This window comes from Trinickia sp. (genome assembly GCF_036503415.1).
GTDB lineage: Bacteria > Pseudomonadota > Gammaproteobacteria > Burkholderiales > Burkholderiaceae > Trinickia.
In genome coordinates this window covers 1-20784 of the sequence record NZ_DASXWY010000148.1, presented here as the reverse complement: position 1 = coordinate 20784, position 20784 = coordinate 1, and the positions used below count along the sequence as shown (strand labels likewise).

The following is a 20784-nucleotide window of genomic DNA, read 5'->3' as shown; positions in this document are numbered from 1 at the left end:
AAACGCACGCTTCTTTGCGCGCCCACCCGGTAACGTGTAAGACTAGCGTTTTCTCTCAATTTCCGTTTCCCCGCACATGGCCCAATACGTCTACACCATGAACCGGGTCGGCAAAATCGTGCCGCCCAAGCGTCAAATCCTGAAGGACATCTCGCTCTCGTTCTTCCCCGGCGCGAAAATCGGTGTGCTCGGCCTGAACGGCTCGGGCAAATCGACGCTCATTCGCATCATGGCCGGCGTCGACCGGGACATCGAAGGCGAAGCGACCCCGATGCCGAATTTGAACATCGGCTACCTGCCGCAAGAGCCGCAGCTCGATCCGGAAAAAACCGTGCGCGAGGCCGTCGAAGAAGGCCTCGGCGATGTCTTCAGCGCGCAAAAGAAGCTCGACGAAATCTATGCGGCCTACGCCGAACCCGATGCCGACTTCGACGCACTCGCTGCCGAGCAGGCGAAGTATGAAGCGATCCTCGCCGCGAGCGACGGCGGCAGCCCCGAGCAGCAACTCGAAGTCGCCGCGGACGCGCTGCGCCTGCCGGCGTGGGACGCGAAAATCGCGAATCTGTCGGGCGGTGAAAAGCGCCGCGTGGCACTGTGCAAGCTGCTCCTCGAAAAGCCCGACATGCTGCTGCTCGACGAGCCTACCAACCACCTCGATGCCGAATCCGTCGAATGGCTGGAACAGTTCCTCACGCGCTTCCCGGGTACGGTCGTAGCCGTCACCCACGATCGCTACTTCCTCGATAACGCCGCCGAGTGGATTCTCGAGCTCGACCGTGGCTACGGCATTCCGTGGAAGGGCAACTACAGCAGTTGGCTCGATCAGAAGGAAACGCGCCTGAAACAGGAGGAAACGGCTGAATCGGCGCGCCAAAAGGCGATCAAGAAAGAGCTCGAGTGGGTGCGCCAGAACCCGAAGGGCCGTCAGGCAAAGTCGAAGGCGCGTATTGCCCGCTTCGAGGAATTGAGCAGCCAGGACTACCAAAAGCGCAACGAGACGCAGGAAATCTTCATTCCCGTCGGCGACCGGCTGGGCAACGAAGTGGTCGAATTCAAGAACGTCACCAAGGCCTATGGCGACCGGCTGCTCATCGACAATCTGAGCTTCAAGGTGCCGCCCGGCGCGATCGTTGGCATCATCGGCCCGAACGGCGCCGGCAAGTCCACGCTCTTTCGCATGCTGACGGGCCGCGAAACGCCCGATTCGGGCACCATCGATATCGGGCCGACGGTCAAGCTCGCCTATGTCGATCAGAGCCGCGACGCGCTCGACGGCTCGAAGACGGTCTTCGAGGAAATCTCCGGCGGCGCCGATGTCCTGACGGTCGGCAGATACGAAACGCCCTCGCGCGCCTACATCGGCCGTTTCAACTTCAAGGGCGCCGATCAGCAAAAGAACGTCGGCAATCTCTCCGGCGGCGAGCGCGGGCGCCTGCATCTGGCAAAAACGCTCATCGCCGGCGGCAACATGCTGCTGCTCGACGAACCGTCGAACGACCTCGACGTCGAGACGCTGCGAGCGCTCGAAGATGCACTGCTCGAATTCGCGGGCTCGGTCATGGTGATCTCGCATGACCGCTGGTTCCTGGATCGCATCGCCACTCACATCCTCGCGTTCGAGGGCGACTCGCAGGTGGTGTTCTTCGACGGCAACTATCAGGAGTACGAAGCGGACAAGCGCAAGCGCCTGGGCGAAGAAGCGGCCAAGCCCAAACGCATCCGCTATAAGCCGATCACGCGCTGATGCGCTGATGCGCTGATACGCGCGCGGGAAGCGGCAAGCGCCCGGTCAACCGGGCGCGCTCATTCAGGTGCCCAGCGCGAGGCCCAGCTCCCGCAGCCGTGCCTCGGTGGCGGCCGCGCTCGTGTGGTGCACGCCGTGCCATCCGAGCGCTGCCGCGGCGTGCGCGTTCTTGATGTTGTCGTCGATGAAGACGAGCTCATGGGCCGCCACGCCGGGCACATGCCGCTCGATGCGGGAAAACATCTCTGCATAAATCGCCGGATCGGGCTTCACGAGCTTTACGCGGCCCGATACGACGATGTCGCGAAAGCGCCGCAGCACGTCGAAACGATCCCAGGCATACGGAAACGTCTCGGCCGACCAATTCGTGAGCCCAAAAAGCGGTACCCCCGCTGCCTCGAGCTTTTCGACGAGCGCGGCGCCTTCGGCGATGACCCCGCCGATCATCTCGTGCCAGCGCGCATAGAACGCACGAATCAACGATTCGTGCTGCGGAAAACGCGCGACGAGCTCCGCGGTCCCCGTCTCGATCAACTGACCGCCATCTTGCTGCACGACCCAGTCCATCGAGCACACCTCTGTCAGGAAGCGGTGGCGCTCCCCTTCATCGGGAATCAACTGACGGTACAAATACTCGGGGTTCCAGTCGATGAGCACCCCGCCGAAATCGAAGACCACCACCTTCGCTGCCATGCAACGCTCTCCCTCGTCCTGCAAAGATCAGATCGCTCGCGTGCGGGCCTCGAGCCAGGCTCGGGCCTCACCCGTCACATGCGGTGAAATGCGTTCACGCACTGTTTCGTGATAGCCGTTGAGCCATGCGCGCTCGTCGTCGCGCAACAGCGCCAGCGCTATGGCGCGTGTATCGATCGGGCACAGAGTCAGCGTCTCGAAGTCGAGGAACGCGCCGAACTCCGTCTCCCCCGCCGCTCGGCTCAGAACGAGATTCTCGATTCGCACGCCCCACTGCCCCGGTCGATAGATTCCGGGCTCGACGGACGTGATCATCCCCTCCTGCATCGCCGTGTAAGGCTCCGCCGGCGCATAGTGCGAGATCACCTGCGGACCTTCATGCACGTTGAGGAAATAGCCGACGCCATGCCCTGTGCCATGCCCGTAGTCGACACCCGCCTCCCAGATCGGCGCACGCGCGATGGCATCGAGCATGGGCGAACGGATACCGCGAGGAAAACGGGCGCGCGAGAGCGCGATCATGCCCTTGAGCACCAGCGTGAAGTCGCGTCGTTGCGGGTCGGTGATCGAGCCGATCGGCATCACCCGCGTAATGTCGGTCGTGCCGCCCAGATACTGTCCTCCCGAGTCGATCAGCAGCAATCCATCGCCCGCGATGTGCGCATGCGATGCCTCGGTCGCACGATAGTGCGGCATCGCGCCGTTCGCGTTGAAACCGGCAATGGTGGCAAAGCTCTGGCAAATGTAGCCGGGCCTGCGCGCTCGCGCGGCGGTGAGCCGTTCGTCGACGATGAGCTCGGTCAGCGTTTGCCGCCCAAGCGCGCTTTCGAACCAGGCGAAGAACTCGGCCAGCGCGGCGCCGTCCTGTTCCATCGTCGCGCGCACGTGCTCGGCCTCGGCGGCAGTCTTGCGCGACTTCGCGAACGTGGACGGGTTGACCGCCTCGGCCACGTCGACCGACTGCGGGACCGCCTCGCGCAAGCCGTAGGTGATGCGCCGCGGATCGACGAGCAATGTCGCGCCGGCCGGCAGTGCCGCAAGCGCGGCAGACGCCCGCTCGTACGGTTCGATCGCCACGCCGTCGCGCGCGAGGCTGGCGGCGACATCGGGCGGCACCTTGCCTGCGCCGACGAACAGCGTGGCCGACTCGAGCCCGATTAGCGCATGGCCGACGAACACGGGATTGAAATTGACATCGGCACCGCGCAGATTCGTGAGCCAGGCGAGATCGTCGAGCGTCGAGACGAAATGCCACTGCGCGCCCTGTTCGCGCATCGCCCGCCGCACGGCTTCGAGCTTTTCAACCCGCGCGACGCACGCGTACGGCGCTCGATGCTCGTAAACGGGCGCTGAGGGCAGTTCCGGACGGTCTGCCCACACCGCGTCCAACAGATCGAGGTCGGTCCGCAGCCCGATGCCACGCGCGCTCAGCGCATCGGCCAATGCACGTGCGGCTGCGAGCGCCAGCACGGCACCGTCGACACCCACGTTCGACCCGGAGGCCAGCCGCTGCGCGAGCCAATCGACATGCGGCTGCGATTGCTGCCCCGCCGTCATCTTCATGAGCTCGACCCCGCTGCCCTCGAGTTCGGCGGCGGCTTGCACCCAATAGCGGCTATCGGTCCACACGCCCGCGAAGTCCGCTGTGACGACGAGCGTGCCAGCGGAGCCCGTGAAACCCGAGAGCCACTGCCGGGCTTGCCAGCGTGCGGGCAGATATTCGGACAGATGCGGATCGGAGGACGGCACGACGTAGGCGTCCAGCCGCTCGCGCGCCATGGCATCGCGCAAGCGCGCGATGCGTGCGGCAATGTCCAGGGCGGGGCCGGCGGTCTCGGTAGGTCGGTCGTTCATGAATCAGGCCTCATTTATCGTCGAGTCGCCAGACCGACGGTCACCGCCACGGCGATGAACGCGACGGCCGTGCAGACCGGCCACTCGAACACCCCGCCATCGTAGAAAAGCCCGGACACGTTGCCGGCCATCTTCGCTGCCGCGGCGGCCACGATGCCGACGCCAACGGCAATGAACCAGCGCACGCGGCTCGCGCGATAAAGCGGGTGCAAGCGCCAGCCGGCCAGCCCGACCACGATGCCGAGCACGACGAGTCCGGGCCACCCCATCAGCCGCGCCCCGCCGTCGACCGTACCGGTCGAAACACGCGGAAATGGAATGAACCTGTCGATCGCATGGCGGTCTTTTTCGATGACGGAGAGGGTTGGAAAAGGGACGCTCCGGGGCCCGCACCCGGGATTGACGCGGACGTGCCCAAAGCATGGAACCGTTATAATACCCGGCTGAAATCCTAGCGCCGCCCTGTCAACCTGGCGGCAATGCGCCCCGCATATGCAACTGCTAACGATCGGAATCAATCACCACACGGCGCCCGTCGCACTGCGCGAACGTGTGGCGTTTCCGCTCGAAGAGATCAAGCCGGCGCTCGCCGCGCTCAGATCGCTGTGGCTGGGGCGGCCGGCACTTGGGGCTCCCGAGGCGGCGATCCTGTCGACTTGCAACCGGACCGAGCTCTATTGCGCGACTGACGACCGCGCGCCGCGCGAAGCCGCCATCGAATGGCTTGCGCACTATCACGGCATGGACGCAGCCGATCTCGCTCCGCACGTCTATGCGCTGCCACAGTCGGAAGCCGTGCGCCACGCTTTTCGCGTTGCCTCGGGGCTCGATTCGATGGTGCTCGGCGAAACGCAAATCCTCGGACAAATGAAGCACGCCGTGCGTGCCGCTTCCGAGGCGGGGGCGCTCGGCACCTACCTCAATCAGCTTTTCCAGCGCACGTTCTCGGTCGCGAAGGAAGTGCGCGGCACGACGGCCGTGGGGGCCCAGTCGGTCTCGATGGCCGCCGCGGCGGTCCGCCTCGCCCAGCGCATCTTCGACAAAATCTCGAACCAGCGCGTGCTTTTCATCGGCGCGGGAGAGATGATCGAACTCTGCGCCGCGCACTTCGCCGCACAGGAGCCGCGCGAGTTGGTCATCGCGAACCGTACCGTGGAGCGCGGCGCGAAGCTGGCCGAGCGCTTTCGCGGACGTTCGATGGCACTCGCCGAGCTGCCCACGCGCATGCACGAGTTCGACATCATCGTTTCGTGCACGGCATCGACGCTGCCGATCATCGGACTCGGCGCCGTGGAACGGGCTGTCAAGGCGCGGCGGCGCCGGCCGATCTTCATGGTCGATCTCGCGGTGCCGCGCGACATCGAACCCGAAGTGGCCGAACTCCAAGACGTTTTCCTCTATACCGTCGACGATCTCGGCGCGATCGTTCGCGAAGGCAACGCTTCCAGACAAGCGGCGGTGGCCCAGGCGGAAGCGATCATCGAGACGCGCGTACAGCACTTCATGCAGTGGCTCGACGCACGCAGCGCCGTGCCGGTGATCCGCCACATGCACATGCAGGCCGACGTGCTGCGGCGCGCCGAACTCGAGCGCGCGCAAAAGATGCTTGCGCGCGGTGACGACCCGGCAGCAGTGCTCGAAGCCTTGTCGCAATCGCTCACCAACAAGCTGATCCACGGCCCGACGCACGCGCTCAACCGCGCGAGCAGCGAAGACCGGGCCGCGCTCGTCGAATTGCTCGGCGGCGTATACCGGCACGCGAAGCCCTCCGATCGTTAGCGTCGCGGCAAACGCCGCGCCGGCGCGGGCACCCCCACCCGAGCACTGTCCCCGATTCCTCTTCCTTTCAGGAGCCCCGCTCCAGACCATGAAAACGAGCATGCAACAGAAGCTCGACCAGTTGACCACCCGGCTGGCCGAACTCAACGATTTGCTGAGCCGTGGCGACGTGACGGCCAATCTGGACCAATATCGCAAGCTCACGCGCGAACATGCGGAGATCGGGCCAGTCGTCGAGCATTACGGCCAATGGCGCCAGGCGCGCACCGACGCCGCAACGGCGCAGGAGCTGCTGGCCGACGCGTCGATGCGTGAGTTCGCCGAAGAAGAAGCGCGCGCCGCGCGCGAACGCATGGGTCGCCTCGAATCGGAGCTGCGCACGATGCTGCTGCCGAGAGATCCGAACGACGAGCGCAACATATTCCTCGAAATCCGCGCCGGGACGGGCGGCGACGAATCCGCGTTGTTCGCCGGCGACCTGCTGCGCATGTACCTGCGCTACGCCGAGCGCCAGCGTTGGCAGATCGAAATGATTTCGGAAAGCGTCTCGGATCTCGGCGGATACAAGGAAGTGATCGTCCGGGTTGCGGGTCAGGGTGCCTACTCGCGGCTCAAGTTCGAGTCGGGCGGTCATCGCGTGCAGCGGGTGCCGGCCACGGAAACGCAGGGCCGCATCCATACTTCGGCGTGTACGGTCGCGGTCATGCCGGAGGCGGACGAGATCGGCGAAGTCGAGATCAATCCGGCCGATTTGCGCATCGATACGTTCCGGGCGTCGGGTGCGGGCGGTCAGCACATCAACAAGACCGATTCGGCCGTGCGCATCACGCACTTGCCGACGGGCATCGTCGTCGAATGCCAGGACGATCGGTCGCAGCACAAGAACAAGGACCGCGCGCTCAAGGTCCTCGCAGCACGCATCAAAGACAAGCAGTACCACGAGCAACACGCGAAAGAAGCCGCCACGCGCAAGAGCCTGATCGGTTCGGGAGACCGCTCGGAACGCATCCGGACCTACAACTTCCCGCAAGGGCGGCTCACCGATCACCGCATCAATCTGACGCTCTACAAGCTCGAAGCCATCATGGATGGCGATCTGGACGATCTGATCGCCGCGCTCGTGAGCGAACATCAGGCCGAGCTGCTCGCCTCGCTCGGCGATGCGGACTGAGCACGCCCGCGCCCTTTTTGCCGCACGGTACGACCGATCCGCCACAATGACGACCCGAAGCCCCGCCCCGGCGCCCGATCGCGCAGCCGAGCCGCCCCTACCGGCCACCCCCGCCGCGCTGCTGCGCGCGACGCGCTTGCCCGCGCTCGAAGCGCGCATTCTGCTCGCTCACGCGCTCGGCTGGCGGCGCACGGAGCTCATCACGCGCGGCGACGAGCAGCTCGACAATGAGGCGCTTCACCGCTATCGCGCGCTCGAAGCGCGCCGCATGAATGGCGAGCCGGTCGCACAACTGACGGGCAGCCGCGAGTTTTTCGGCCTTCAGTTCGAGATCACGCCGGACGTATTGATCCCGCGCCCCGAAACCGAGCTGCTCGTTGAAACGGCGCTCGCGGCTATCGTCGGCATTGCCCTGCCGCGTGTGCTGGACCTCGGTACAGGCAGCGGCGCGATCGCCGTGGCCATCGCCGCGACGCGGCCCGACGCTCGCATCTGGGCGCTCGATCGCTCGGCCGCGGCGCTCGCCGTCGCCGCGCGCAACGCTGCGAAGCTGCTCGACGCTCGCCGCCCGGGCGGTGCGCCGACACTCGTCAAGAGCGATTGGTATGCCGCGCTCGACCCGGCGCTCGCATTCGATGTCATTGTCGGCAACCCACCCTACATCGCCGCTGGCGATCCGCATCTCGCGCAGGGCGATTTGCGCTTCGAGCCGCGCGGCGCGTTGACTGACGAAGCCGACGGACTCGCAGCGATCCGGACCATCGTGGACGGGGCGCGCCGATTCGTCGCACGAGGCGGCCAGGTTTGGGTCGAGCACGGCTACGATCAAGCCGAAGCGGTGCGTGCACTCTTTGTGAAGCATGGTTTCGAGGACGTCCGCTCGCTGGCCGATCTAGCCGGCATCGAGCGCGCGAGTGGCGGCACCGCGCCGGCGTAACCCCCGCTGCAGCGTCGCGACCCTACGGCGCGAGGCGGCCCCGGCCGCCGAGTGCGAAATCCGTTATCATTTCGCTCTATCTCTCCCACATTCCGTGCCTGTCACGGATTCAAGGTCAGTCATGGACACGCAACAACGCATCAAGCAAATCGTCGACGAAAACCCGGTCGTGCTCTTCATGAAGGGCAATGCGCAATTCCCGATGTGCGGCTTTTCCGGGCGCGCCGTGCAGATTCTGAAGGCATGCGGCGTCGGCGAGTTCAAGACGGTCAACGTTCTCGAAGACGATGAAATTCGCCAGGGCATCAAGGAATATTCGAACTGGCCCACCATTCCGCAGCTTTATGTGAAGGGCGAATTCGTCGGCGGCTCGGACATCATGATGGAGATGTACGAATCGGGCGAACTTCAACAGCTCTTCACGGCCGCTTGACGCCGCGCGCGCTGCTTCGCGCCGCCTGATCGACTGCGTGCCATGCCATCGCCCAGCGCGCCGCCGCGCCGGCTCATTGTCGCCATCACCGGAGCGACCGGTTCGATCTACGGCGTGCGGCTGCTCGAAACGCTGCGCCGCCTAGGCGGGATCGAGTCGCATTTGCTCATTTCGAGTGCCGGCTGGCTCAATCTGCAGCACGAGCTGCAGTTGACCAAAGACGACGTCCATCCGCTCGCCGATATCGTGCATTCCGTGCGCGATGTCGGCGCCAGCATCGCGTCGGGATCGTTCGCGACCGATGGCATGATCGTCGCACCCTGCTCGATGAAGACGCTCGCGAGCATTGCCCATGGCTTCGGCGATAACCTCATTACACGCGCCGCGGACGTCACGCTCAAGGAACGGCGCCGGCTCGTGCTGCTCGTGCGGGAAACGCCGCTGAACCTCGCGCATCTGCGCAATATGACGGCCGTCACCGAAATGGGCGGGATCGTCTTTCCGCCGCTGCCCGCGTTCTACAATCGGCCCGCTTCGATCGATGAGATCGTCGACGACACCGTAGCACGCGTGCTCGACCTGTTCGGCTTGGGCCACCCACTCGCGGCGGCGTGGCCCGGGTTGCGCGGCGAATCGACCGACTAGTCGTCGGTCCGCGTTGGGCACGTATCGGCGTCCATTGCCAACCAGCGCGATACGATGCGTTTCATGAAGACGGATTTATCGCGGCGACGGGTGCGCCTATAGTCGAGGCAAATCCTCTTTTGCCGCATTGCGCGGCGCTCCGATCATGTCCCGTCTACCCTCGCTTTACTTGTCCCACGGTGCGCCCACGCTGCCGATCGATCCCACCCTACCCTCGGCGGCATTCGGCACGCTGGCGGCCCGACTGCCGCGCCCGCGTGCGATTCTGATGCTCTCGGCGCACTGGGGTACGGCCAAGCCTCTGGCCAGTACGGCAGCCTCGCCGGCGACGATCCACGATTTTCACGGGTTTCCGCGTGCGCTCTATGAGATCGACTACCCGGCGCCGGGTGCGCCCGACGTTGCGCGCGAGGCCGTCGCGTTGCTCGAGGCGCAAGGCATCGATGCCGCGACCACCGAGCACGGGCTCGATCACGGCGCGTGGGTGCCGATGCTATTGATGTTTCCGCAAGCCGATGTGCCGGTCGCACAACTGTCGATCCAGCCGCACCGCGACCCGATGCATCACTTTCAGATGGGACGTGCGTTGCGTCCGCTTGCGGACGGCGGTGTGATGATCGTGGGCTCGGGCCAGATCACTCACAACCTGCGGGCAGCGGATTTCCACGCCGGGCCGGATGATGTCGATCCGCGCGTGGCGGAGTTCACCGATTGGTTCGAGGCGAGGCTTGCCTCGCACGATATCGATGCGCTGCTCGACTACCGGCGGCAGGCACCGTACGCGGCGCTGATGCATCCGAGCGACGAGCATTTGCTGCCGGTTTACGCGGCGCTCGGTGCGGCGCCCGACGATTACTCGCTCGAGATCGACTCGTTGGGCACCTATCAACGCGCGCTCGCGATGACGAACTACGTGTTCGACACGCCGACTCCGTAAAGTCAGCGCGGCCCGCCCGGCCCGGGAAGGCCGGGCCGGGCGCATCGAACGTGTTATCGATCGAAAGCTCGGTCAAGCCTCGCGGCGCTCACACGCCCACGCCTTGCATGATTTCCTCTTCGGGCTCGCGCTCGTCCAGGTAGTGTGTGCGATACCCGGTGTTGACACCCCAGTAATAGAACCCGAGCGAGAAAACCGCGACGACGAGCATGTCCCAGCCGTAAGGCAGCACGCCCGTGCCGCCAAACTGCTTGCTGCCGATCAGGGACAGCAGTGCCATCGTCGGCAAATACGCGATGAGCCACCAAGCGGCCTTGAGATCGCGCCCCCAACCGGTCCAACCCGATTTGCCCTGGTAGTAGAAATAGACAGGCAACGCCACGATCATCAACAGGATGATTTCGCCCGTCAGCGGCCACTTCGCCCAGTAGAGAACCATCGACGCGCAAACGAATGCGAACGGCGAGACGATGTTCATGAGCGGCAGACGGAGCGGCCGCGCGACATCCGTGGCGGCACGGCGCAGCGCCATCAGGCTGACCGGCCCGGTCAGATAGGAAATGACGGTTGCGACGGAAATGACGGCCGCGAGCGAGCTCCAGCCGCGGAAGAACAACAGAAAGACGAACGAGACGAGCAGGTTGAACCACATCGCGTTGCGCGGCACACCGTAGAACGGGTGCACGTTGCCGAACATCTTCGGCAGCGTATTGTTGCGCTCCATTGCGTAGATCATGCGGGTCGTCGTGGCCATGTAGGTCGTGCCGGTACCGCTCGGGCTCACGAACGCGTCGACGTAAAGCATGATGGCGAGCCAGTTCAGATTCAGCGCGATCGCCAACTCCGCGAACGGCGAAGCAAAATTGAAGTGACTCCAGCCCTTGGCGACGTCGGCGGGATTCACTGCGCCGATATACGCTATCTGCAACAGGACGTAGATGACGAGCGCGAGCAGAATCGAGCCGATGACCGCGAACGGCACGCTTTTCGCCGGATTGCGTGCCTCGCCGGCGAGGTTCACCGGGCTTTGGAAGCCGTTGAACGCGAACACGATCCCGCTCGTCGCGACGGCTGTGAAAACCGCCGACCAGCCGTAGGGCGCGAACTCGCCCTGTGCGCCGAGGTTCTCGTGATGAAAGCCGGTGAAAAGGCCCAGAATCGTGAGGCCCGGGATCAGGAATTTGAAGACGGTGATAGCCGTGTTGGCGCGCGCGAAAACCTTCACGCCCCAGTAGTTGAGCAGGAAATAGACGATGACCAGCACTGCCGACAGGGCTATGCCCATTGGCGTTAATGATTCGTTGACGAACAGCGCGTGAGCCCAGTCATAGGGCCAGGTGCTCATGTACTGAATGGATGCCTCGGCCTCGATGGGAATGACGGACACGATGGCGATCCAGTTCGCCCACGCGCTGATGAAGCCGACGAGTGCGCCGTGCGAATAGCGGGCATAGCGCACCATGCCGCCCGACTCGGGAAACATGGCGCCGAGTTCGGCGTAGGTGGTCGCAATGGCCAGAATGACGACGGCGCCGATGATCCAGGCGCAGATCGCGGCGGGGCCCGCGATCTTCGCCGCCTTCCACGCTCCGAAGAGCCAACCGGAACCGATGATCGAGCCGAGCCCTGTCAGCATCAGCGCAAACGGCCCGATGTTCCGTTGAATAGAACTTTTCACAACCTCTCCTTAGGATTTTCGAACTGCCCGACGGGCCGTATGCGAACCTTTGTGGGGCTCGCTCGGGCGCCTGGCCTCGCGGCGGAGCTTGCCGCAACCAGGCGCAACCCTGTCGCGCGGCGGTAGTTTACCGGCTGCGCCCCACCGTAGGGCATAATTTGATCTGGAACCATCAAAAATGAGGCGAATCGCACCGGTGTGGGGCGGACCGTTCTATCCCACTGGCACAGTAGGGCGATGTTGACCGCGCGCAGGATTCGCCGTATAACGTCGTGGCAGGATTTCAAGTGGCGCGTGTGAATTGGTCTTTCGTGGTTCGCCCTTCAGGTACTCCGGTTGGTCCTATTACCCTTCCTTGATCTTCATGCACCCCGGGCTTCGGCCTTGTTCAATCATTTTTAGGAAACAGTAATATGGAAACCGGTACCGTCAAATGGTTCAATGACGCGAAAGGCTTTGGCTTCATTACGCCCGATGGCGGCGGCGAAGATCTCTTCGCGCATTTCTCGGAAATCCGTGCCGAAGGCTTCAAGACGCTTCAGGAAAACCAGAAGGTCCAGTACGAAGTGAAGACGGGCCCCAAGGGCAAGCAAGCGGCCAACATCAAGCCGCTGTAAGCGACACCGTCTTGACTGACGCAAAACCCCGCGAATGCGGGGTTTTTTCATTTTGTCGATTCAGGCGTGCGCGAAGACGCGCTGCGCATGGATGCCGAGCCCCATCGCAACGCTCGCCAGGCGGTCGCCGAAAACGGGCGTGGCCTCAGGGAAGGCGTTCGCAATGGCGTGGGTCAGGAAGGCGAGGCCCGTCGAGCCGCCGGTGAAATAGATCGCGTCGACATCGTTCGGCGCGAGGCCGGCCGCGCGCGCGGTATCGAGCGCTGCATCGACGATGCGGCGAGTCTCCTCGAACCCTGCATCGATCAGTTGTGCATCGTCGAACGCGAGTGACAGCCCGGACTCGACATCGTCCAGATCGATCGATGTCTGCCCACCCGCCGCCACGCCGATTTTCGCCTCTTCCGCCCGCGCGGCAAGAGCATGGCCAAGCCGGTGTTCCACCGCGCGGACCAGCCGCTCATGGTGCCGCACATCGCGATAGAGATGCCGCATGAGCCGGACTTCACCGCTACGCTTGCCGGTATAGACGGTGTTGATGAGGTGCCACGTCGCAAGATCGAAGTAGACCCGGTTCGGCACTTCGCGGCCTTCGGGATCGAGCGATTTGTAGCCGAGCTCGCGCATGATCGTCGCGAGATTCACCCGGCGATCGAAATCCGTCCCCGCAACATGCACGCCGTGATGCGCGAGCACGTCGTCCTTGCGATCGATGTGCTTCATGCGTTCGGGGCCGACGCGTACGAGCGAGAAATCCGACGTGCCGCCGCCGATGTCGGCCACGAGCACGAGCCCCTCGTTCGTCAAGCGGGCTTCGTAGTCGAACGCGGCCGCGATCGGCTCGTACTGGAAGTGCAATTCGCGCAAGCCGGCGGCCTCGGCAGCCGCCTCGAGCTGACGCTGCGCGAGGCGGTCGGCACGCGGGTCGTCGTCGACGAAAAACACCGGACGGCCCAGCACCGCGCGGGTCACGCCATCGTGGGCACAAGCCTCCGCGCAAGCCTTCAAATGCGCGATGAAAAGCGCGATGACATCGGTGTACTTGATTGCGGTCCCGTCACCGAGCTCCGTCGTGCTCTCCGCGAGCGGAGACCCGAGAATGCTCTTGAGCGAGCGCATGAGGCGCCCGTCGAAGCCGTCGATATAGGCCTCGAGCGCTGCTCTTCCATACACGCGCGAATTTTCATCGGTATTGAAGAAAACGGCCGTCGGCAACGTCGCATGTTCGCCTTCGACCGGGGCGAGGCGCACGGCACCGGCCGCAGGCAGCGCAACCGCAGAGTTCGAAGTGCCAAAATCTATCGCGCAGTAAGTCGTCGCTGGCATGGCGTCACCCGTCGAGGCTGCGAAGAAGGACCGGCTTTGTAACACGAACGCCCCCCGCGGGCAACCGCAAATCTCGGCGGCAAACGGACGCTTCGCCGCCACCGCGGGCACGATGATTGCGCGCGACCTACGTTCCGCCCGCCATCGCATGCTTGCAGCCGGCTTTCATCAGGAGAATCGTCGCGTGGCTCAACCCGCACTCGATCGCACCGTAGAGGAACCTCGCCCCGACGTCATCGAAACGGACTTACCTTCCCGGCTCGATCGCCTGCCATGGGGGCGCTTTCATACACTCATCGTGGTGGCGCTCGGCGTGACGTGGCTCCTCGACGGGCTCGAAGTCACGCTTGCCGGGGCCGTGGCGAGCGCATTGAAAGCAAGCCCGGTTCTCAGATTTTCGAACGCCGATGTGGGCCTTGCGAGCAGCGCCTATATCGCAGGGGCCGTGCTCGGCGCGCTAGGCTTCGGCTGGCTCACGGACCGGCTCGGACGGCGCAAGCTCTTTTTCATCACCCTCGGACTCTATGTGGCCGCCACGGCCGCCACCGCGCTTTCCTGGAATCTCGCGAGCTTCGCGCTCTTTCGCTTTCTGACCGGCGCGGGAATCGGCGGCGAGTACGCCGCAATCAACTCGACGATTCAGGAATTCACGCCGGCCCGCGTGCGCGGCTGGACCGATCTCGGCATCAACGGCACCTTCTGGGTGGGCGCCGCACTCGGCGCCGGCGGCTCGCTGGTGTTGCTCGATCCGCGGCTGGCACCGGGCGATCTCGGCTGGCGGCTATGTTTTTTCATCGGCGCGGCCCTCGCGCTCGCGATCGTCTGGATGCGCATGTGGGTACCGGAAAGTCCGCGCTGGCTGATCACGCACAATCAGCCCCAAGCAGCGAGCGAAATCGTCGAGGCAATAGAAGCCAGCTTTCATCGGGCAGGCAAACGGCCGACCCAGGAGGCGGTGCGTACCCTGCGCTTCATCAGGCGCGGGCACACGCCGCTGCGCGAGGTGTTCGCGGCGCTCTTCGTACTGCATCGACGGCGCTCGCTCGTCAGCCTCACGCTGATGACGGCGCAGGCGTTTTTCTATAACGCCATCTTCTTTACCTATGCGCTGGTGCTCACTGATTTCTATCATGTGCCCGGCGCCCATGTAGGCTGGTATCTGCTGCCGTTTGCGCTCGGCAATTTTCTGGGGCCACTGGTGCTGGGACACGCGTTCGATGCCATCGGCCGCCGTACGATGATTACGTTCACCTATGCCCTATCGGGTTTGCTGCTCATCGGAAGCGGATATTTGTTCGAGCGGCAGATGCTCGACGTCGTGCAACAGACCGCCGCCTGGATGGTGATCTTCTTTTTTGCCTCGGCGGCGGCAAGCTCCGCCTACCTCACGGTCAGCGAATCGTTCCCGCTTGAAATCCGCGCACTCGCCATTGCCGTCTTCTACGCTTTCGGCACGGGCCTTGGCGGGATCGCGGGCCCGGCGTTCTTCGGGCGGCTCATCGATACGCACGAACGCAGCGCCGTCTACGACGGCTATCTGGTGGGCTCTGCGTTGATGATCGCCGCGGCCGTCGTCGCGGCGATCTGGGGCGTGGATGCTGAACGCAGACCGCTCGAGCACGTTGCGTTGCCGCTTTCGGCGCTGCCCGACGACGAGTAACCGATGACGAAGAGAAAGAGCTGCGGGGCGCCCTCGTTGCGAGCGCCCCGCAGCGGCGACGTCCAGCTACGCCGGGAATGGCGCCGCATGCGTCATGCGGCCGGACTCAGGTCACGCACCAGGCCTCGACGATGGATTCGCAGCACGACGATGGCGGCGACGAGACACAACCCGCCCGAGATCGTCGACGCGACGGTGTAGGTTCCGAGATCGGCACGCAGCACACCGGCGCCGAACGCGGCGAAGGCTGCACCGAGCTGATGCCCGGCAACGATCCATCCGAATACGACAGGCGCCGACTCCTTGCCGAAGACGTCGGTCGTGAGCCGGACGGTGGGCGGCACGGTCGCAATCCAGTCGAGCCCGTAGAACATCGCGAACAGCGGCAAGCCGAAGAATTGGACGCCAAATGCATGCGGCAGATAGATCAGCGACAGGCCGCGCAGTCCGTAGTACCAGAAGAGCAGCGTACGGCTGTTGAACCGATCGGACAGCCAGCCCGAGAGCGTCGTGCCGAAGAGATCGAAAATTCCCATCGCCGCGAGCAGCGACGCGCCTTGCACCTCTGTCATCCCGTAATCGCCGCACATGGCGATCAGATGCGTGCCGATATAGCCATTAGTACTGGCGCCGCAGACGAAAAAGCTGAAGAACAGCAGCCAGAAGTCGCGCTTGCCGGAGGCCCGGGCCAACGTACCGAAGGCAATCGCGAGTGGATTTTGCGTCGTACCGGCAGCGGCGACCGGTGCGTCGGGCGCCGCCCCGTAGGGACGCAACGCGACGTCGGCCGGGCTTTCGGGCAACAGGAAGAAAACGAGCGGCAGGACGATGACGGCAGCTGCCGCGACGATCAATACGACCGGCCGCCAGCCATGGTGCTGCGCCACGGACGCCAACATCGGCAGAAATACGAGCTGCCCCGTGGCCGAGCTGGCCGTCAGGATGCCCATGACGAAACCGCGCCGCTCGACGAACCAGCGATTGACCACCGTCGCACCGAGCGTCAGCGCGGCCACGCCCGTGGCGCCCCCCACCATCACGCCCCAGCTCAGTACCATTTGCCACGGCGCGGTCATCATCGAGGAAAAGGCCACCCCGCCCGCCATCACGGCCAGCGCGGCCAACACCGTCGGGCGCACGCCGAAGCGCTGCATCGCTGCCGCGGCGAAGGGCCCGGTCAAGCCATAGAGCGCGATATTCACCGAGATTGCCAGCGAGATCGTCGCGCGGCTCCAGCCGAACTCGTGCTCGAGCGGCACCATCATGACGCTCGGCGTCGCGCGCGTGCCCGCTGCCGCCAGCAGCACCAGAAACACGACGGCAGCCGCGAGCCAGCCGTAGTGGAACCTTCCGCCTATCCGTTTCGCTGCCCAGTTCATCGGCGCTCCTTTTTTCTTGACGTACCGCGCGATGCGGCGCGCTGTTCATTGATTCGAGGTGTTCTTCGAGGCGTGTCCGGGCCCCTGCGCCCGCTCTTGTGACCAAGTAGTCACAAAGTTGAGTTGCAATGCTAGTTACCGATCGGTAACATGTCAAGGGTGTCGATTCGTAGGCCTGAACGCACGATCACCGGAAGGAACGCTCATGACCCGCACTGCTTCGGAGAAATCCACCGCCCGCTCCCGCCCTCATACAGCGGGGCCCACGGCGCAGCAGTTGCTGCTGCGCGCCGCGGGCGAGCTGTTCTATCGCGAGGGCATTCGGGCGGTCGGCGTCGACGCCGTCGTCGAGCGCGCCGGCGTCAACAAAATGAGCCTGTACCGGCAGTTTTCGTCGAAGGACGAACTCGTCGTCGCCTACCTCGAACAGGCGAGCGAACGCTTTTTCGAGCGCTTTGACCGCAGTATCGACAAGCATCCAGGCGAGCCGGTCCGTCAGATCGCTCAATATTTCGAAGACCTGACGGGCCGCGCATCGGTCGAGGGTTATCGGGGCTGCCCGTTCGTGAACGTATCGGCGGAATTTCCCGACGCGAACCATCCCGCGCGCCAGTGCGTGGCGCGCAACAAGACAGAGCTGATGGCGCGACTCCTCGCTCTCACGACCGCCGCCGGTGCGGACGATCCTGCGTACCTCGCGAACGCGCTCGCACTGCTGATCGAAGGCATTTATGCCGCGAGTCAAACATACGGGCCGGGCTGCGGGCCTGTCCAGGCTGCGCCCCGGCTCGCCGCCCAACTCGTTGCCGCCGCTTGTCCCGGCGCGTGTTCGCGACCGGCGGACGGGCAGGCATGAGCAGCGAGGCGAACGCGGTATCCCCTGAAATGGGCGGGCGTCCGCTCTCCGATGAAGCCGTCGTCGCGGCGACGCAGCACTGGCTCGTGCGCGCCGTCATCGGGCTCAATCTGTGCCCGTTCGCCAAAGCCGTCCATGCGAAGGGACAGATACGATACGTGGTCAGCGAGGCGCGCGATATGGAAGGCGCGTTGACCGAACTCGAAGCGGAACTCAAATGGCTCGCCGAGGCGGATCCGGCGCAAGTCGATACGACACTGTTGATTCTTCCGCACGCGCTTGCCGGCTTCCTCGAATTCAACGACTGCGTTTTCTTTGCCGAACGGCTTGTCGACCAACTCGGACTGCACGGCATTCTGCAAATCGCCAGCTTCCATCCCGATTACCGCTTCGAAGGCAGCGAACCCGAGGACATCGAAAACTATACCAATCGCGCCCCTTATCCGATCCTGCACCTGCTGCGCGAAGCGAGCGTCACGCGTGCAGTCGACGCCTTTCCGGACGCGGCCGATATTTACGAACGCAACATCGAAACGATGCAGCGCCTCGGTCATGAGGGCTGGCGACGGTGTATGGGAGAGAAAAAGTAGCCGTGGAAGGATGGGGTAAGCGTTAAACGAAAAACCGCTCGCGCAATGCGTCGAGCCCGAGCGTATCCAACACCTCGGTCAGCCGTTCCGCCGCCCGCCGGCCCGGCAGGGCCTTATGCTGAGCAACGATCAACTCGTTCTTCATGGAATGCTCCCACCCGACGAGCTCGGTCACGCTCACCTGATAACCGTGCGCCTCGAGCTGAAGGCAACGCAGCACATTCGTGACCTGAGAACCAAACTCGCGCGTGTGCAGCGGATGACGCCAGATTTCAGTCAACGCATTGCCAAGCGATTTGCCCTTGTTCCGGCGTAACACGCCAGCGACTTCGGCCTGGCAGCACGGCACGAGCACGATATGACGCGCCTGCTTGGCCAACGCGAAACGAATGGCATCGTCAGTGGCCGTGTCGCAGGCGTGCAGCGCAGTCACCACGTCCACGGTCGACGGCAGGCGCTGCGACTCGATCGACTCCGCCACCGATAAGTTCAGGAACGACATTCCCTCGAAGCCCAGCCGCGCCGCCAGTTCGGTCGAACGTTCGACGAGTTCGGCACGCGTCTCGATTCCGTAGATGTGCGAACCGTCATCGCGCGGCAACGCCTTGAAAAAAAGGTCGTACAAAATAAAACCGAGATAGGACTTACCGGCACCGTGATCGACGAGCGAGACGGAGCCCTTTTCGCGGCGGACCTCTTCGAGCAGCGGCTCGATGAACTGATAAAGGTGGTAAACCTGCTTCAGCTTGCGGCGGCTATCCTGATTCATCTTGCCGTCGCGGGTCAGGATATGGAGCTCTTTCAGCAGCTCGACCGACTGTTCGGGACGGATTTCGTAGTTTTTTGCGGACATCGTCGGGGCGACCTGTGCGGAAGTCGCGCCTAACGTGCGACAGCCTACAGAACAACAAGGAGATTCGCGTCAGTTTACCGAAAAGCGTGGCTTCCCGTTCGTCGGCGCCAGCCGATGGAACGTATCGTGCTCCAACGCGTCCTACTGCGAAGTCGTCGCAACCGACAAGCCGCAGGTTCGCCGCGCTGCATAAGCTGACGGGCGGAGGCAAGCGTAACGTGCAACGGCGCACCGGCCACATGTTACGTAACACTGCATCGGGGGGAAACGGAGTATGCGGGGCCGCAACACGGTGCCCACATCCTCGAAGGATCAAGTTGACGAAAGGACGACAGGGATGGCTACGATACCCAACGGAGATGCAGAGCAAAAGTTTCAAGCCATGCTCGCCACGCTCCTGGCGGCGCCAACCGGCTGGTCGGAAAAACAGCAGCTCGAGCTCGAAATGGCACGCGATATTTCCAACGAAATGCTTCGCCTTGCCGAATCGATGCGCGACACCGAAGACACCCGACTCGAGACGTTGCTGACACTGCTCAAATACGCGAAGGTGGTCGACTTCATTTTGACGACGCTCGCATCCAGGCGCGATATCCGCCCGCAAACGCTACGCGTCATCTTCAAGCTGGCAGGCCTGAAAGTCGACGAAGCGTATCCGGGCTGAGCCGCGAATGCGCCGGCGCGCCGCGAGTCGGTCAACGCGGCACTGCACGCACACCCAGCCGCCAGAGCGAAGTCACCTCTGCCGAGCGAGCGCGATAGAGCGGGTCCCCGGCATCCGATGCCTTCGGATGCTGAGGCCTGATATCGTCGCGTCCGCGCACCTCCAACCCCGCCGCATCGATCATCGCCATCAGCGCCTCGCGCGTGCGCAACCCCAGGTGCTCGGCGAAATCCGAGAGAATCAGCCATCCCTCGCCACCCGGCTCCAGATGCGCGGCGAGCCCGGCCAGGAAACCGTGAAGCATGCGCCTGTCGGGATCGTAGATGGCACGCTCGACCGGCGAGCTTGGACGGGCCGGCAGCCACGGCGGATTGCAGACCACCAGCGGCGCCCGCCCTGGCGGGAAAAGATCGGCCTCGATCACTTCGATGCGATCGGCGTATCCCAGACGCGCCGCATTCTCACGCGCACAGGCAAGCGCGCGAGCATCGCAGTCCGTCGCCACGACGCGCTCGAGCCCGCGCTTGGCCAGAATGGCCGCCAGTACACCGGTGCCGGTGCCGACATCGAAAGCCAATGTGCGCGCGGGCAGCCGCGCCCGCGCAACGAGCTCCAGGTACTCGCCGCGCACGGGTGAAAACACCCCATAGTGCGGGTGGATCCGCGCCCCGTCGAGCGCCGCGATCTCGACACCCTTCTTGCGCCACTCGTGCGCGCCGATGAGCCCTTGCAGCTCCCGCAGCGAAACGACGCTCGGCCCGGCGGCCGGCCCCCATGCCTCGTGGCACGCCTCGCGCACATCGGGCGCACGGCGCAACGCGATGCGATAGTCCTCACCGAGCGGAATCAGCAGCATGCCGAGCGTGCGCGCGCGCTGGGCCTGCGCCTGACGATGCAGATTGAATGCGTCGAGCGGCGCGTCGGCCGTTTTGCGCGGTTTGCGGTCGATGCGCCGCGCCATGGCCTGC

General features: G+C 64.2%; 20 protein-coding genes. 12 read left to right on the top strand and 8 right to left on the bottom strand.

Going from position 1 to position 20784, the window contains the following annotated elements:
- Nucleotides 1-76 precede the first annotated feature (76 nt).
- A complete protein-coding gene (gene ettA / locus VGL01_RS18110; protein WP_331571727.1) occupies nt 77-1744 on the top strand; it encodes an energy-dependent translational throttle protein EttA in 1668 nt (555 codons plus the stop codon).
- Nucleotides 1745-1807: 63 nt separating this feature from the next.
- On the opposite strand, the gene VGL01_RS18105 is transcribed toward ettA, so the two are convergent.
- The 3 genes from VGL01_RS18105 to VGL01_RS18095 are packed head-to-tail and all read right to left on the bottom strand — an operon-like array spanning nt 1808 to nt 4560.
- Nucleotides 1808-2437, bottom strand: coding sequence for an HAD family phosphatase (locus VGL01_RS18105; protein ID WP_331571725.1), 630 nt, complete (start codon nt 2435-2437; stop codon nt 1808-1810).
- Between the two features lie 27 nt (nt 2438-2464).
- The gene (locus VGL01_RS18100; protein WP_331571723.1) at nt 2465-4291 is read right to left on the bottom strand and encodes an aminopeptidase P family protein; all 1827 of its coding nucleotides are present in this window, start codon (nt 4289-4291) and stop codon (nt 2465-2467) included.
- A 14-nt stretch (nt 4292-4305) separates the two neighbouring features.
- Nucleotides 4306-4560 carry a hypothetical protein gene (locus tag VGL01_RS18095; protein WP_331571721.1) on the bottom strand — a complete coding sequence of 85 codons (255 nt, stop codon included), beginning with the start codon at nt 4558-4560 and terminating at the stop codon, nt 4306-4308.
- A 223-nt stretch (nt 4561-4783) separates the two neighbouring features.
- Here VGL01_RS18095 and hemA point away from each other — a divergent pair, with 223 nt between their 5' ends.
- From hemA to VGL01_RS18065, 6 genes are all read left to right on the top strand, one after another.
- The gene (hemA, locus tag VGL01_RS18090; protein ID WP_331571719.1) at nt 4784-6070 is read left to right on the top strand and encodes a glutamyl-tRNA reductase; all 1287 of its coding nucleotides are present in this window, start codon (nt 4784-4786) and stop codon (nt 6068-6070) included.
- An 88-nt stretch (nt 6071-6158) separates the two neighbouring features.
- Complete coding sequence (prfA, locus tag VGL01_RS18085) at nt 6159-7241, top strand: peptide chain release factor 1 (RefSeq protein WP_331571717.1); 1083 nt, start codon at nt 6159-6161, stop codon at nt 7239-7241.
- Between the two features lie 46 nt (nt 7242-7287).
- A complete protein-coding gene (gene prmC, locus VGL01_RS18080) occupies nt 7288-8178 on the top strand; it encodes a peptide chain release factor N(5)-glutamine methyltransferase (protein WP_331571715.1) in 891 nt (296 codons plus the stop codon).
- A gap of 121 nt (nt 8179-8299) precedes the next feature.
- On the top strand, nt 8300-8611 hold the full coding sequence (grxD, locus tag VGL01_RS18075) for a Grx4 family monothiol glutaredoxin (RefSeq protein WP_331571713.1): 312 nt from the start codon (nt 8300-8302) through the stop codon (nt 8609-8611).
- 42 nt (nt 8612-8653) lie between these two features.
- Nucleotides 8654-9256, top strand: coding sequence for a UbiX family flavin prenyltransferase (locus VGL01_RS18070; RefSeq protein ID WP_331571711.1), 603 nt, complete (start codon nt 8654-8656; stop codon nt 9254-9256).
- A gap of 145 nt (nt 9257-9401) precedes the next feature.
- Entirely contained in the window at nt 9402-10193 is a 792-nt protein-coding gene (locus VGL01_RS18065) for a class III extradiol ring-cleavage dioxygenase (RefSeq protein WP_331571709.1), read from the top strand.
- Between the two features lie 88 nt (nt 10194-10281).
- On the opposite strand, the gene VGL01_RS18060 is transcribed toward VGL01_RS18065, so the two are convergent.
- Nucleotides 10282-11871, bottom strand: coding sequence for an APC family permease (locus VGL01_RS18060; RefSeq protein WP_331571707.1), 1590 nt, complete (start codon nt 11869-11871; stop codon nt 10282-10284).
- 413 nt (nt 11872-12284) lie between these two features.
- Here VGL01_RS18060 and VGL01_RS18055 point away from each other — a divergent pair, with 413 nt between their 5' ends.
- The gene (locus tag VGL01_RS18055) at nt 12285-12488 is read left to right on the top strand and encodes a cold-shock protein (protein WP_173260067.1); all 204 of its coding nucleotides are present in this window, start codon (nt 12285-12287) and stop codon (nt 12486-12488) included.
- A 60-nt stretch (nt 12489-12548) separates the two neighbouring features.
- Here the strand turns inward: VGL01_RS18055 and VGL01_RS18050 are convergent, their stop codons facing one another.
- The gene (locus VGL01_RS18050) at nt 12549-13814 is read right to left on the bottom strand and encodes an Hsp70 family protein (RefSeq protein ID WP_331571705.1); all 1266 of its coding nucleotides are present in this window, start codon (nt 13812-13814) and stop codon (nt 12549-12551) included.
- 184 nt (nt 13815-13998) lie between these two features.
- Between VGL01_RS18050 and VGL01_RS18045 the strand changes: the two genes are divergently transcribed.
- Nucleotides 13999-15474 carry an MFS transporter gene (locus VGL01_RS18045; protein WP_331571703.1) on the top strand — a complete coding sequence of 492 codons (1476 nt, stop codon included), beginning with the start codon at nt 13999-14001 and terminating at the stop codon, nt 15472-15474.
- Nucleotides 15475-15566: 92 nt separating this feature from the next.
- Here the strand turns inward: VGL01_RS18045 and VGL01_RS18040 are convergent, their stop codons facing one another.
- Nucleotides 15567-16853, bottom strand: coding sequence for an MFS transporter (locus VGL01_RS18040; protein ID WP_331571701.1), 1287 nt, complete (start codon nt 16851-16853; stop codon nt 15567-15569).
- Nucleotides 16854-17058: 205 nt separating this feature from the next.
- Here VGL01_RS18040 and VGL01_RS18035 point away from each other — a divergent pair, with 205 nt between their 5' ends.
- Together VGL01_RS18035 and VGL01_RS18030 are read left to right on the top strand one after the other, a co-directional pair.
- Nucleotides 17059-17709, top strand: a complete 651-nt coding sequence (locus tag VGL01_RS18035; RefSeq protein ID WP_331571699.1) for a TetR/AcrR family transcriptional regulator — start codon at nt 17059-17061, stop codon at nt 17707-17709.
- Nucleotides 17710-17738: 29 nt separating this feature from the next.
- Nucleotides 17739-18299 (top strand): DUF1415 domain-containing protein, encoded by a 561-nt coding sequence (locus VGL01_RS18030; RefSeq protein WP_414720292.1) that lies wholly within the window; start codon nt 17739-17741, stop codon nt 18297-18299.
- Nucleotides 18300-18321: 22 nt separating this feature from the next.
- Here the strand turns inward: VGL01_RS18030 and VGL01_RS18025 are convergent, their stop codons facing one another.
- A complete protein-coding gene (locus VGL01_RS18025; protein WP_331571695.1) occupies nt 18322-19152 on the bottom strand; it encodes an SAM-dependent methyltransferase in 831 nt (276 codons plus the stop codon).
- Nucleotides 19153-19489: 337 nt separating this feature from the next.
- Here VGL01_RS18025 and VGL01_RS18020 point away from each other — a divergent pair, with 337 nt between their 5' ends.
- Nucleotides 19490-19816, top strand: a complete 327-nt coding sequence (locus tag VGL01_RS18020; protein ID WP_173260073.1) for a DNA-binding protein — start codon at nt 19490-19492, stop codon at nt 19814-19816.
- 31 nt (nt 19817-19847) lie between these two features.
- Here the strand turns inward: VGL01_RS18020 and VGL01_RS18015 are convergent.
- A partial coding sequence (locus VGL01_RS18015; RefSeq protein WP_331571693.1) for a class I SAM-dependent methyltransferase occupies nt 19848-20784 on the bottom strand: 937 nt, incomplete at its 5' end.

What these genes read in the sequence shown, in the direction of transcription:
- ettA (WP_331571727.1), top strand. Translation starts at nt 77, where the DNA reads ATGGCCCAATACGTCTACACCATGAACCGGGTCGGCAAAATCGTGCCG.
- VGL01_RS18105 (WP_331571725.1), bottom strand. Translation starts at nt 2,437, where the DNA reads ATGGCAGCGAAGGTGGTGGTCTTCGATTTCGGCGGGGTGCTCATCGAC.
- VGL01_RS18100 (WP_331571723.1), bottom strand. Translation starts at nt 4,291, where the DNA reads ATGAACGACCGACCTACCGAGACCGCCGGCCCCGCCCTGGACATTGCC.
- VGL01_RS18095 (WP_331571721.1), bottom strand. Translation starts at nt 4,560, where the DNA reads ATGGGGTGGCCCGGACTCGTCGTGCTCGGCATCGTGGTCGGGCTGGCC.
- hemA (WP_331571719.1), top strand. Translation starts at nt 4,784, where the DNA reads ATGCAACTGCTAACGATCGGAATCAATCACCACACGGCGCCCGTCGCA.
- prfA (WP_331571717.1), top strand. Translation starts at nt 6,159, where the DNA reads ATGAAAACGAGCATGCAACAGAAGCTCGACCAGTTGACCACCCGGCTG.
- prmC (WP_331571715.1), top strand. Translation starts at nt 7,288, where the DNA reads ATGACGACCCGAAGCCCCGCCCCGGCGCCCGATCGCGCAGCCGAGCCG.
- grxD (WP_331571713.1), top strand. Translation starts at nt 8,300, where the DNA reads ATGGACACGCAACAACGCATCAAGCAAATCGTCGACGAAAACCCGGTC.
- VGL01_RS18070 (WP_331571711.1), top strand. Translation starts at nt 8,654, where the DNA reads ATGCCATCGCCCAGCGCGCCGCCGCGCCGGCTCATTGTCGCCATCACC.
- VGL01_RS18065 (WP_331571709.1), top strand. Translation starts at nt 9,402, where the DNA reads ATGTCCCGTCTACCCTCGCTTTACTTGTCCCACGGTGCGCCCACGCTG.
- VGL01_RS18055 (WP_173260067.1), top strand. Translation starts at nt 12,285, where the DNA reads ATGGAAACCGGTACCGTCAAATGGTTCAATGACGCGAAAGGCTTTGGC.
- VGL01_RS18050 (WP_331571705.1), bottom strand. Translation starts at nt 13,814, where the DNA reads ATGCCAGCGACGACTTACTGCGCGATAGATTTTGGCACTTCGAACTCT.
- VGL01_RS18040 (WP_331571701.1), bottom strand. Translation starts at nt 16,853, where the DNA reads ATGAACTGGGCAGCGAAACGGATAGGCGGAAGGTTCCACTACGGCTGG.
- VGL01_RS18035 (WP_331571699.1), top strand. Translation starts at nt 17,059, where the DNA reads ATGACCCGCACTGCTTCGGAGAAATCCACCGCCCGCTCCCGCCCTCAT.
- VGL01_RS18030 (WP_414720292.1), top strand. Translation starts at nt 17,739, where the DNA reads ATGGGCGGGCGTCCGCTCTCCGATGAAGCCGTCGTCGCGGCGACGCAG.
- VGL01_RS18025 (WP_331571695.1), bottom strand. Translation starts at nt 19,152, where the DNA reads ATGTCCGCAAAAAACTACGAAATCCGTCCCGAACAGTCGGTCGAGCTG.
- VGL01_RS18020 (WP_173260073.1), top strand. Translation starts at nt 19,490, where the DNA reads ATGGCTACGATACCCAACGGAGATGCAGAGCAAAAGTTTCAAGCCATG.